The sequence below is a fragment of the Maricaulis maris MCS10 genome (assembly GCF_000014745.1).
Lineage (GTDB): Bacteria > Pseudomonadota > Alphaproteobacteria > Caulobacterales > Maricaulaceae > Maricaulis > Maricaulis maris_A.
This window is the reverse complement of sequence record NC_008347.1, coordinates 283,836-297,404: the sequence shown is the minus strand read 5'-3', so window position 1 is coordinate 297,404 and position 13,569 is coordinate 283,836. Positions and strand designations below refer to the sequence as shown.

At 60.4% G+C, this 13,569-nt stretch carries 5 protein-coding genes and 1 pseudogene; all 6 read right to left on the bottom strand.

Annotated elements, in window-relative coordinates:
• Positions 1 to 2: 2 nt before the first annotated feature.
• Positions 3 to 2,171 (bottom strand): alginate lyase family protein, encoded by a 2,169-nt coding sequence (locus MMAR10_RS01325; RefSeq protein WP_011642196.1) that lies wholly within the window; start codon positions 2,169 to 2,171, stop codon positions 3 to 5.
• A complete protein-coding gene (locus tag MMAR10_RS01320) occupies positions 2,168 to 4,390 on the bottom strand; it encodes a polysaccharide lyase 6 family protein (protein ID WP_011642195.1) in 2,223 nt (740 codons plus the stop codon). Before MMAR10_RS01320 ends, MMAR10_RS01325 begins: the two co-directional genes overlap by 4 nt.
• Positions 4,391 to 4,505: 115 nt before the next feature.
• Positions 4,506 to 5,267 carry a FadR/GntR family transcriptional regulator gene (locus tag MMAR10_RS01315; RefSeq protein ID WP_011642194.1) on the bottom strand — a complete coding sequence of 254 codons (762 nt, stop codon included), beginning with the start codon at positions 5,265 to 5,267 and terminating at the stop codon, positions 4,506 to 4,508.
• A 213-nt stretch (positions 5,268 to 5,480) separates the two neighbouring features.
• A complete protein-coding gene (locus MMAR10_RS01310) occupies positions 5,481 to 8,516 on the bottom strand; it encodes a TonB-dependent receptor (RefSeq protein ID WP_011642193.1) in 3,036 nt (1,011 codons plus the stop codon).
• A gap of 492 nt (positions 8,517 to 9,008) precedes the next feature.
• A pseudogene (locus MMAR10_RS17130) lies at positions 9,009 to 9,152 on the bottom strand (IS6 family transposase); the annotation flags it as partial.
• Between the two features lie 113 nt (positions 9,153 to 9,265).
• Positions 9,266 to 13,372 carry an Ig-like domain-containing protein gene (locus MMAR10_RS16995; protein WP_190273944.1) on the bottom strand — a complete coding sequence of 1,369 codons (4,107 nt, stop codon included), beginning with the start codon at positions 13,370 to 13,372 and terminating at the stop codon, positions 9,266 to 9,268.
• Between the last annotated feature and the right edge of the window lie 197 nt (positions 13,373 to 13,569).

The window sequence follows — 13,569 nt, the reverse complement described above, 5'->3', positions numbered from 1 at the left end:
ATTCACTCCCCAAATATGTTGTAAGCCCCGGTCCATTCGTAACGATGGCCGTCGGCGTTTATCGTGTGAGCTCCGGCATGGAGATCATGAGCCAGGCCAACGCTGAGGCGTTGACCTGAGTTGAAAACGATCTGGATGAGCGTGGCGGTCTCGCCTTCAACGGAACGGATCTCGTCAATGCCGCTCTCGCTCGCGACCGTGATTTCCTGGGCCGGGTCGTATCGACCATGCGGTTCGAACACCGAAATGAAACGGGCTGATTCCGCGCTGGGAACACGCAACAGGATGCCCTGTTGGGTCCGGAGATTGAAATCGGGATCGTTCGCGCCGGTTCTGACAATTCGAGCCTCGAACGGCTCGCTGACCAGGGCATGATAGGTGTAGAACCGGTTTTCCGTCAGCCAGGTGAAGCGTGCCCGATCGGCCGCAATCTCGCTTTGGGCTTCCACCCACAAATGCTGATAGCCATTGCCCGCCCCCAGCGCCGTTTGCTGACTTCCGAAGCGTTCAAACGCGATATCGAAATCCGTCAGCTGGCCAGCGAAATAGGTGGGCAGGTCAATTTGCGACGGCTCGTCGGCAACAACGTCAAAGACGTCCAGGATGAGCGGACTGGCGGTGTTTTCACTCTGCAGCTGGAAAGTGGTTCGGGTCAGCGTCGCATCCGGATAGGCATCTGAGATACTCGCCGAAACCACATTGACGCCATCGCGCTGCTCGAACAGGGCAATGCTCGGCCAGCTCTCCTGAGCGCGACGCCAGTCACCGCCATGATGGCTGGTCTCGTTCAGGACCACGGTATTGTGGGCAATGGTCTGGCGGGCCCAGCTGCTGTTCTCCGGCAGATAACGTCCACCATCCTTGGAGGGGACATTCAAGAAGCGGGCGGCGCCATAATCGGTCAGGATCTCCTGTCCGCCGTCGTAGAGAATGAGCGACAGCTTGTCGAAATGCCCGTGCCCCATGCCCTGACCGGTGTGCTTGGCCACAAGCGTCTGCGCGAGCTCTCCCGCGCCCATGCGCAGGATGGCAAGGCCGCCCTGATTTCCGTCAGGGCCATCGCGAAGCAGTCGTGTGTCAAAGGCAAAGGGAGAGGCCATTCCGGCATCAAGGTCGGTCGCCACGGCCAGCCCGTCGCCGGTCAGAACCGTCGCGCCCTGCTGATCGGCAATCGACAGCAGACCGGTATCTCCCGTCAGGGAGTAGGCGGCCGCGACCCCGTAGACGACCTCAACCGTGTCGAGACCCTTTTCCCGGATCGCATCATTGATCGGAAAGAAACGGCCCGCATAGCTCTGGTGGATGGTCGAAAGGATGGCTTCGAGCAAAATGCCGTCGCGATGCTCGAATATGCCCCGCTCGGGCTCGTTATTCTGCACCGCCTGTCCGAACAACACGAACGGCATGAGTGCGTAGCGTTGATAATAGGGGCCCTCAGTGTAGTACCCGTCCGGTGAAAAAAGCTGGTCGAGCTGGGCCAAAAAGCCTGCCTCACCGTCGAGCTCGAGCCCAAACAGCGCACGCTCTACAAGCGCAGGATCGTCCAGCGCATAGCCGGTCATGCCGACGGCTGCAGCGGCCCAGGTGCCGTGATTGTGGATGCGTTGGAAAGTCTGCGGCGACTCTGTCGACAGGAATTCTGCCATGGGACGGAACAGGGCCGCCTCGATGCGATCGCGCGACGCATCAGAGAGTTCAGCTCGGATCGCGTCATAGCCCTGGATCGAATAGACCAGCCAGACAGCTTCGTTCAGGCTTTGCCAGAACAACCGGCCCGGCGCCTGGTTGCGACGCTCAGGGTGCAATGGCAGGTCACCATACATGTCCGCATAGGCCAGCAGGTAGGTCTCGGCATGCTCGAGATAGCGCCGCTCTCCGGTAAGCTGAAAGAGCAAGCCGGCATCGTGGATGATCTTGTAGTTTTCCTTGTGGCGCTCGTGCGAATAACCGCCACCGGGATCGACAGGCTCCGGGACAATCGGGCCGGCCTGGATGCTGGCCTCCACCCGTCGCGTTGCGGCGTCCAGGGCCCGTTGCATCAGTGGCGGCAGCGCCCCCGCTTCACGGAAGGCTTCAACGCCCTCGCCCGTGAGGATCAGGTTTGGCTGCGCCGACGCGCAGGAGGTCGTTGCCAGCAAGGCGGCAGCGACCAGTCCGACAATCCGGATCATTGGCTGTCACCCGAGAGGCTTGCATCCAGCGCCTCACCATCGACACCGAGGAGGTTCAAGCTGGCCTGGGCATCGACGTCATTGCCGCCGATCTCGAACGGCCAACCCAGCACACGACGGCGGATCTGGAAGGTGCCCGTCTCGGCGATCTGATTGCCTGTCAGGTGCAGTTGGTCGATTCCGTTCAGTGCGATCGCCGCACCGTCCTCGGCCACCCCTGCCAGCGTCGAGCCTGTCAGGCTGAAGCGCGGACCAAAGGTGCTCTCATCGCGGCCTTCGCGGCCAAACCGGACCAATGGACCACCGATTGTGCGGAACGAACTGTCCTCAATGCGGATTTCATCGGCCAGGTACCAGCCGTCAAGCCCGTCCCCACTCAGTTCGATGATCGCACCCGGCCAGTTGGTGACCTGCAGTCCGGTCAGGGTGACAAGCTGGGCAAATGTTGTGCTGTCAGCAGCGAGCAAGGGGGCAACGGCGCCCGTGGTGCCGGCCTCGAGGCTGACGTCCTCGAGGTGAAGTCGGTAAGCGCCTCGGTACCGGTCTCCGGCGCCATGGATCAGTGCCGTCTCGGCACTTTCCTGGCGCAGGGTGAGGCCGCGAAGCGTCAGCTCGCCGCCGGCAAGCAGACGGAACAGACCACCCGGCGATGCGATCAACCGGGTGTCGTCACTGCCCTCGATGGCAATGGCCTGATCGACCAGGATTGGTCCGGAAAGCGCAATGTCACCACCTCCCAGTCGAATGATATCCCCGTGCTCAGCTTCGGCAATTGCCTGCAACAGGGCCGCCTCATCGGCCTCGACCTCGACAGCAGCGCCGTCCTGTCGGGTCTGGGCCGGCTTGTCGTAATAGCGTGGCCCGGTCTGGCTGCGGGCGATCGGCTGAAGGTCGAGCGGCGCACCGACCGGACCGTCCAGCGCATCGCTTTGCATATAGACGAGCCCGTTTTCGTGGCGGGACAGGGTGAAGTCGGCCAGGGCAGTGGAGCCAATCACGTCGAAACGACGATTGTTGGCGACATTGTCAGCAAACCGGATACCGGACACATCGTCGAAAATGGCGACGGGCTCCTGCTCGTCTGACAGCAGGATATTGCGCGTCATTTCGCTGTTGATAGGCGGCGCGCTGCGCTCTTCATCGCTGCCAACAGCGAAGCCCAGCTCGAGCACGTCAACGAAGCTGTTCTGGCTGATCACCGCGCCATCAACCTGATGGTATCGGTTCTCCGGTGAATTCGGCACGCCATTCATCACCACCAGGGCGCCGAGGAATTTGCGACCACGCAAACCTTCCAGATAATTGTCGCGCACCACCTGATTATCATTGATGACGCGGATGCCACCGGTATCGGAAACCCCGTTCCCGAAGAATACATTCCGCGACACTTCGTTGCGCCCGCCATGGCGGAAGACTACGGACCCGCGCGATTCGTAGAACACGTTCTCCGTGATCAGATTGCCTTCGGACTTGATCGAGATGATTTCGACCTCGCCATCGCAACGATCAAAATAATTCCGCCGGACGATGGTGCCCGAATGTATTCGTGAGTACTGGCTGACGCCAATTCGCAGGGTTTCGCCGCCATTCCCGCCGAGTGGCGGGCGCGGCCCGAAATAATTGTTTTCAATCACATGGTTGTTGTTCTGGCTGCCCTCGGAATTGAGGCGCACCACCATGGTCGGACCCCGGTTGGTCTTGCCGACAAAGGCGTTCCGGTCGATGCGATTGTTCTGCCCATAGACGACAACCCAGGAATCCTGCATTTCGCGGTCCGGCTGGTTGAAGTCCTCGATCACGGTTTCCACCAGGCGGGTATGATTTGCCAGCGTCCGGCTGTCGCGCCGGAAGGCAATCACTTCGCTTGTCGGCGAATGACCGTCACGGAAGGTCAGCCCCCACACGACGAGGTGCGAGCCACCAATCCGCAAATTGGACTGACCAGTGAGAATGACCTGCCCCGGCGTCTGCGCCATCAGGTAGATCGGTGCTTGGGCCGTGCCGGTCGCCTCAAACACGATTTCGAAGTCCTCCCAGACACCGTCTGCGAGCACAATCCGGTCGCCCGGCTCAACCCGGTCCAGCGCGGCCTCATAGGCCTGCTGATCATTGACGAGGTAGTCGGTCGCGGATGCGGAGGCCGGTTGCCAGGCCAAGGCCGCCAAAAGGAGCACAGCGCTGCGCAACAGCCACGAAGACTGGGGTCGGGTCCGGGTCATACTTCCTCCGCTTTGCTTCTATTGATGAAGCTTCAAGAGGGAGCATAACCACCCGCGATCAAGCGGACAAGAGGTTTCACAGTCCAATTTGTTCAAAATGGCCTAGGCAATTGGCCTAAGCATTTTGCGGGGCGCTTTCACCGTTCCCAAGATAGCGCTCACGCGCCTCGCTGGTGCGGCGCCGGGCTTCTTCGATGGCCCTCTGCTCGGCTGTGCTGAGCATCGCCTCGACGATGCAGGCAAAGTGCCGACGCATGGCCGCCCGGGCCTGGTCCGGATCCCGCGCCCGCAGCGCAAGGGCAATATCGCGATGCTCTGACAGTCGCATCTCCGGGGAAATGCCGCAGATGGAGTCATAGGCATTGCGAATTTCATCAATTTCGGTGCGAAAGCGCCACAAACGCTCGATCATGTCGATGATCGCGGCATTCTTTGAGGCCCGCGCGATCGTCAGGTGAAATTCACGGTCCGCGTCCTGATGCAACGCTTCGTCATTCTCGCTGTCATCTGACATTTTCGACACCAACAGGTCGAGTTGTGCCAGCTCGTCATCATTGATCATCGTCGCTGCCAGGGCGGCCGCTTCGCTTTCGATCAGCGTCCGCGCCTGGGTCAATTCGAAGGCCTCGATTGTTGGCAACGCGTCATTGGAAGGGGCCGCCGGCAATACTTTTGCGCCGGAACCGGTCCGCACCTCGATCCGCCCCTGCGCCTGCAAAGCGATCTGCGCCTCGCGCACGGTCACCCGACTGACGCCCAGCTGTACCGCGAGATCCCGCTCACCTGGCAAGCGGCTTCCCGGAGGGAATTTGCCATCATCAATCAGGGCGATGATGCGGCGGGCGATCTGGTTGTACAGGCGCTTATCTGTTGTCATTTTGTTTGATGCCGTTTCTGACCATTCTCAAGATTCGGCCCGATCGCTCGGACCACCTGAAAATCATAGCATTATCGTAATTGGACTACAAATTTTCCAGGCCATACCCGCGAATGAAGCGGCGCCCCGCTGGCGCCCGGCTAAGCCGGGCACCAGGAGGCGCCACAGTCCCCTTGAGGGCAAGGGGGAAGTCCGCAAAGTCACGACGGTCGATTAGAACCGCCCCCGCACTCCGAAGTAGATACGGGGTCCGTAGACATTGACTTCAGCGAAGTTGTCGAGGGTCGGATTGTACTGGACCCGCGGCTCGTCAAAGATATTGATCGCCTCAACGCTGACACGCACCGCATCATTGACCTGATACGAGGCGCGGGCTTCGTAGATGCCGCGTTCGTCGATGTAGCGCAGATTGCCCGGCGTCGAGATGAACTGCTGGAAGTAGCCACTACGATATTTGTAGACACCCTGCAGATCGAGATCCCCGATGCTGTAGTACAGCTGCGCCGATGCGACATGCTCCGACAGGCCGGGGACATTGGCTGGCGCCACGATTCCGACCCGTTCGATCTCGGTGCCATCGGCGGCGATGATCGTCGACGCACCAAAGACGGCATCTTCGAACTCGAAATCAGAGTCGGCGTAGTTGTATCCGACCCGGAAGCCGAGACCGCTCCAGGCACCCGGCAGGTAGCTGAAGGCGTGCGCTGCCGAGATTTCAAAGCCTGAAATCGTGCTCTCCTCGCTGTCTACCGACTGGGTCGTGACAACAGCCTGGAGGTCCTGGCCGTCGACGGTGAAAGTCTCCACCTGCCCGACGTTTGTGAAACCACCATTGAAGCTCTTGTAGTAGACCCCGAAGGCCAGAATGGTGTCCTCATTGGGATACCATTCGAGCGCCGCGTCATAATTCCACGACATCAGAGGGTCGAGCTCCGGGTTTCCGAAGCCGGTGACCTGGGCGATGACATCGGCCACGTCGGTCGACCCGCCGTCATTGTCGATGCTGCTCGAGAAGCTGCGCCCCACACCCAGATCGGACGGGTCCGGACGCGACAGCGCACGGTAGATGCCACCGCGCAACAGCACGTCATCGCGCAGCTCCACAACCAGGTTCGCGCTCGGCAGAACCTCGGTATAGCTGTGATTGGCCGTGATCTCGACGAGATTGCTGTTGTCGACGCCGATGCCGGTGATGACATTGGCCCCGTCGCGGTCAATCGTCAGCGAACCGCGATACCCGTTCGACGTGACTTCCGTATCCACCACACGAACACCAAAATTACCGCGCACGGGCAGCTCACCCATTTCTCCGGTAAAGTCGGCCTGCAGATAGGCAGCGATCGTTTCTTCCGCAACATCGACAATCTGGAGCGGGTTTTGACCGGTACCCATTTCAGCCGAGGTCAAAAAGACATCGCTCGCATCCGGGATACTCGGTGCACGACCCAGGATGGCCTCGGCAAGGCACAGCGGGTCGAAAGTCACATAGGAGTTACCGGTGCCGTTGGCGATGACATTCCCGGCACTGTCGACATTCGTGATCAGCGGGCCATCCACGACGTCCGCAAGGAAGTCATCTTCCGGGAAGACAGTGTTCATGCAGGCCGCGCTTGCCGCCGCACCATCACCCACAGAGAGCGGGCTGCCATCGCTCTCGCGGCGCACGCGAGGCACGGAATCATATTCCAGCGTTGAATGCCGGACACCACCGCGAACATTGGTGATGAACCCGTTGTCCCACAGATAGTCGAAGTCGGCCCGGAAGGCTTCGATGCTGTTGTTGCGGAACTGGTTGAGGTCTTCCCGGGTACGGGGGCCGACGTCAAAGTTTGCCGGATCGGTGACATCAAAGTCCCCGAAGACAAACCGTTGCGCATCGTCCTCGACGATAATTCCGACGAAAACATCCTCTGAACCGGAGTCACCGTCCGTGTCACTGCGCAAGCGTGACTGGATGATGTTCTCGCGCCGCATCGTTTCCGAATACGAATAGTCGGCCGAAATCGTCAGATCGTCGGTCAGCTGGTATTCGGCTTGCAATCCATAGCCGGTGTATTCCTCGATGCGCTCCATATAGTGCGAGCTGACTTCTGCGCCGTCATAGGTCGTGCCACCCAGAAAAGCGCCGGTCGGGCTCACGGACAACGGGACGATTTCGCCGCTTTCACCGACGTTCAGGACCGAGTTGCCGTCGATCGTCAGGTCACTGCGCAGTTCAGTGAATTCGCGATCGGACTGCTGGTAATCGACATTGATGTCCCAGCGCGCGTTCGGCTGCCACTGGGCCGCAAAGAAAATCGAGTCACGCGCATCATCCGTAATGTTCTGGCGGAAATGGCGCTGGCTCGGAACAAAGACGAAGGGGGTGTTCGCGTCCGGCGCAACACCGGTTGCGGGATCGACCTCAAGCACAAGATCGCCACCGCCGCTATCGCAGTTCTGATCCGGGTCACCGAGGCTGTCTACGCCGAAATTATCGCTGTTGGGATCTCCGGAGACAACATTGCGGCAATCACGGAATGAACTGGTCGTGCGCGCTTCCTGTTCGGGATTGGTCGAGCGGTTGTTCTGATAACCGAAGGACAGGCCGAACTCGCCAGCGCCGGTCTCCCAACTGTCGACGAAGCTGAGCGTCGCCCGGTGACCGATGCCCCGCTCACTGATGTTCAGATCCGAATTGTCCGGATTGTAATTCCCCTTCAGCTCCAGCTGGATCCGGCTACGGCCGTAATCAATGGGACGAAGGGTCGAGAGCGAAATCTGACCCGACACGCCACCTTCGATGAAGCTCGCTTCCTGCGTCTTGTAAACGGCAAGGGAGTTGAACAATTCCGATGGAAACTGGCTGAAATTGACTGAACGGTCGCCACTGCCATTGGCCGCTTCCCGGCCATTAATGACAGTCGAGCCAAGATAAGGGCCGAGGCCTCGGATGGAAATCTCGGTCGCGCCACCCTGTTCGATATGGGAGGCCGCACTGGTCAAGGTTTCCAGCGCCTCACCAATCGACAGGGCCGGCAGGTCGCCGATGTCGTCGGAAGACAGTGCTTCAACGACCGTGTCGGAATTGCGCTTGGTCTCGATCGAGTCCTGGATGGTCTGCCGAATCCCCTGGATGACGACGACGTCTTCGACTTCATCATTCTGCGCGAAAGCCGGCGCCGAAAATGCTGTGACCGCACAGCTCAACATCAGAGCACGGGTCAACCTGGAGCGCGACAGACGACGCTCCCCTCGTAATTCAAACATATTCACTCCCCTTAGGTTTTTATAGTCCGATTGGGGATCAAGAATCCGGTTCTGTCAACCATTTTACTAGGCCATTTTTCAGATTCGGTATATTCAACTGGTATATTAAATCGGAAAAATTGGACTAACCACTTTGTATTTACGCGCGAACTTCGGGGACCCTGCGACCTTGCCACCAACGAGGAAAGCCCTGTCGTGACAGGGAAGCTCCGCACCTCCTGCAACCGGGCCTCACCCAATCCGATGGCCCGGGACAATCCGGCAGAACGGCACGTGCAATGGAGAGTCCAACCCGACCCTCATCGTGCACACGCCCACAATCCGCACCGCCGACGGACACCGCCATAACGGTCGCCGGTGCCGTCTCAGGCGCATTTCAATCTCTCCAAGAGGTGGTGTCAGACTGAAGCGGAGCGGTCTCCGAAATCGTCCACCGACCTTGATTCAGGCGGCGAGTTGGGGCCATTCGGCCAGGGCGGCGGACCGGTTCCACCAGAACCGGACCGTCTCGTGCGTGATGATGATGCCTCGCTCACAGAGGAGATCTTCCACGTTCCGCAACGACTGCGGAAAGCGGACATACATCATCACCGTCAGGCGAATGACCTCTGGAGAACTCTTGCAATACTTGAGCAGGTTACGCGTCGGACGACGCTTCGAAATCAAGCGATCGCACTTAACCCGCGTTTAATCTGACACGACCGTCCAAAGGCTTCAGCCTGGACAAGCTTCCTTGCGAAAGCCGGACCCTAGAATGGCATTCGCAATTCGACCCTCACGCCATTGGCGCTGAAGTCATTGTTCCCGAGGCCCGAGAAGCGCGCTTGCGCCGACACATGAGCACCATTGGCCCACTGTCCTCGCAGCCCCAATGAGGCATCAGCGCGAAGCTGGCCATCATCAATGCTGCGCCCGGTTTCATCCATCAGATCGGCACCATCATAGTCCCAGACGGCTCTGACAGCTGCAGTTGGCTCCCACCAGCTGCCCGGCCGCTGGCCATCCATTCGATAGGCGATCTCCGGCCCGGCTTCCAGCCGTCCGACCGAGATTGTCTGCTCCGGGATCGCGATCGCCAGGCTGTCGGTATATCCATCCTGCGTCTCTTCATAATGCGCCCAGGAAATGCCCGGACGGACTTTGAGCTGGCCAGCGTCGGAACGCGGCGCAGACCACTCCCCGGTGAGGTTTGCGCGAATCATGTAACGCGTCGTTTCGAACTCATCCTCGTAGAAGCCAAGTGGATTGATGGTGTTCTCCGACCGGCCCCACATGGCGAGGACATCCAGCGTGGTACCCGGGGCGAATTCCCAGACGGCATAGGGGCCGGCCATCCAGCCCGTCCCGTCTATCTCCGCGCCGCTGACTGCACCCGCGGCCTCGACCGGATTGTCTGCAGTCTCGCTCATCTGATCGATCTGGACCATGATGCCGACCAACGCATTGTCGGCCACAAGCCAGTCCGCGCCCAGCTGGAACAGACCAAACCGGCTGTCGGCCTGGTCGCCCGCCCTGTCATCATCCAGCGCATCATAACTTGCAGAGAACCAGGCGTCGAAGCGGGCCGCGCCCGACTCCGCCAGCTGCGGACCGTCAGGCACTTGGCGCTCATTGGCCTTGGCGTGGTTGCGCAGGCCCGACAGGCTGCCAGCAAAATTCATGGTGACATTGGCACCATCGACATCAGCCGAGAAACGACCTGGCGTCGTCGCAGTCCGGTCTCGCAGGCGAGTGGACAGGTCCGGAGCACCGGTCAGGATACGGTCAGCGCGGCGAACCATGTAGTTGTTGATCGCCCGCAAGGTCGCCAGACGGACTGCGTCTGCATCGCGAGTGTTGGCGAATGTGCACACAATGGTCTCGGACGGATCCAGGTCGATATCCACCGAACCGGCTGCCAGGTCGATCACGGAACCGCCATCGGTGTCGCCGGCGCAGGTCAGGCTCTCGAGCGCCCAGCCCTGCGGCAGGCTCTGGGCGAGGTCGTAGGTGCCGAAGATCTTCTGGATCGGGGCCGAGCTAGCCGCACCACCAGATGTGGTCAGACTCAGACCACCCAGATCGGCGTCGCTGGAGGCATAGGTGAATGTTTCGTCGCCATGGGTCCCGCCCGGCGTGGTGGCAACGACCTGAAGCGAACCAAAGCGTGCTGCGATTGAGGCGGTGACCGGAATATTGGCCAGGACGGTGGAGCCAGCCGATGCCGGCCCGCGCGACGCTTGGGCTGCTTGGCCTGCCGGCGCGGCCGTCGTGACCGTCACCGTGCCGGAATAGTCGCCCGGATCGAGTCCGTCTGCCTCGGCGTTGAGGCCAACGGTGAATTGAATACTTCCTGATGCCGGGATCGTCCCGCTTGAAGGCGTCACGTCAGCCCAGGGCACATCAACAGAAGCAACGAAATCGACCGCCAGGCTGCCCGGATTCGACAGCGTCACGGTCGTCGTGACGCTGTTGGGATCAAGGACTGTCGAGCCCAGGTCGAGATCAACATCCACCGCCGGGAAAACCACTTCAACGCTGGCACTGTCAGCTGCCGACCCGTTGCCGGCCGAGTCCTGCGCCGCCCCCTCGGCCACTGAAACCGTCAGCGCGCCGACTGTTTCGGGGGTGATGGTGGCCGTGTAGACACCGGTTGCGCCCGGGGTCAGCGCCGAGGCCGCACCGTTGGTGACCGTGATATCGCTCAACTCGAACCCGGTGACGCCTTCAGAGAAGGTGAAAGTCGCGGTGAACGTGCCCTCGACAGTGGCACCTGGAAGGCTGATCGCCAGACCCGGTGGCGTCGCGTCGGAACTGATCGAGAATTGTGCGGCCGCCGTGCTGGGATTGCCGGCGCCATCATTGGCGGCACCGGTCGCGACGTCCACAGTCACCGCACCGTCGGTCGTAGGCGTGATGTCTGCTGTATAAACGCTGGCACTGACTGCACTGAAATTCGACGCCACGCCATTGCCGACGACCAGATCGGCGAGCTCAAAGCCCGTCACATCTTCCGAGAAGGTTGCGGTGATGGCGAATGCGCCCGACACCGGATCGGTGGCGCTGGTGCTCAGCACCACATCTGGCGGAATTGCATCGGACACCTTGGTGATGGTGAATTGTGCAGCAGCTGTACTGAAATTACCGGCCAGGTCGAAGGCCGCCTGTGCGGCGACATCGATGGTGACCTGGCCATCAGCGGCCGGTGTGATCGTCGCTGTATAGACACTCTGGCTGACGCCGTTGACGTTGGAGGCTGTGCCGTTGCCGACGGTAATGTCGCCCTCGGCAAACCCGGTAACGCTTTCAGAGAAGGTGAAAGTAGCTTCGAACGGTCCGCCCACTGTTGGGCCAACATTGGCCGCTATGGCCACGGTCGGGGCTGTGGCGTCGAAGACTATCGTCACCGGCGTTGCCGCCAGGCTGGCATTGCTCGTGCCGTCCTGCGCCGCGCCGGCCGGGACGGTGATGACGACATCGCCATCCGCCGCCGGCGTAACGGTAGCGGTGTAGACGCTGGCGCTGGCCATCTGGGTATTGGACGCCGCACCGTTCGTGACCTGGAGGTCCGAGGCATCAAAACCTGTGACATCTTCCGAGAAGGTGGCGGTGACAGTGAACGGCGCATTGGTCGGCGAGGTCGCTGATGACGTTAGCGCCACCGTCGGCGGCGTAGTATCGATGGACACGTCGACGACGAGCTGTGTGGCTGCGGAATTGATGTTGCCAGCGAGGTCGACGGCCCAACCAAACGGCATGTCAATTGTAACCAATGTGCGCGTGGTTGGCGTGACAGTCGCGGTGTAAACCGTCCCGCTGACGGCCACGATGTTTGAGAGGGTCCCATTGCCGACGGTTATGCCGTCAGTACTGAATTGATCGACCGCTTCCGAGAGGGTCGCTGTCAGCTGGAAAGCACCCGTGGCCGGGTCAGGTGTGCCATTCGTGAAGGTCACGGTCGGCGCCGTGTTGTCGAGCGTATAAGTCTCGGTCGCGCCAGTCGCAGCCGTGTTGGTCAGGCTGTTTCCGGCCGTGTCCTCGATGGTCGCCGAGCCGCTGATCGACAAGCTGACCACACCGTCCAGCGTCGCGAGGTCGCCACCGCGTGCTCTCACCGAATACTCTGATGCGCCTGATCCTGCGGTTACGGTGTCTATGCTGGCTGTTGTTCCAGAAATCGCGAAATCGTTGGTATCGAGCCCCTGAACGTCCTCGTCAAACGTGACCCGCCAGACCAAAAAATCGTAGCTTGTGAACTCATCCGCAGGGGTACTACGCTCAATGCTCGCCAGCTGCGGCGGAGTCGTATCCGCCGCAGGGCCGCCCGGGCAATCAGCGTCCAGCGCATTCATGTCAAATGACATGGTGGCCAGCACTTCCGGCGCGTTAACATCCAGCGTGTCGCCGGCGTTGAAGGCGAAAGTGTCAGTCGTCGCGTCCCACAGCACGGCGGTATAGGGATGCGTTGCCGGCGTTGCGATCATCAAAGTGGCGGCGTTCGCACCGCTTTGCACTCCGACCTGCGCATTCAGAGAGCCCGCGTAACCAGAATTTCGCGCAACAACAGAATTATTTCCATCCAGGTGATAGATTTGGACAATGTCGCCGACATTGGCGTTTCCCGGCAAGTCATCGACAGTGCCAGTGTATGCAACAGTCGTACCGAAAACTGTGGGAGACGCGGCGGTACATTGACGGTCTATCAAAAGCTGAACCCGGCTCACACTGGCATTATCAGCCGCGTGAACCGGCGCCGAAAAACCCAGCGCGATCCCGGCCAGCAGCATGGACACACGGCGCGGCGCGCCAGCCTTGGCATCTGTCCGCACACCCCGATTGACCGCAGCCATCGGCCGACCCGTAAGAAAAGCAAACATGGATTTCGTCCCCAACACCGCGGTGTCAAAGCACCGCTTTACCGCCAACCAGGCTGAGTTGCCTCCGCGCCTGTCCCTAGGCTCGTGGAATTCTCAACGCTTTGTTAACCACGCTTCTAACGGCTGGAGAGTTGATTGCAACGCCAAAAGGGCACAATGCGAAGTTATTTGGCGTGGACGCCGCCAAACCAAAGGGG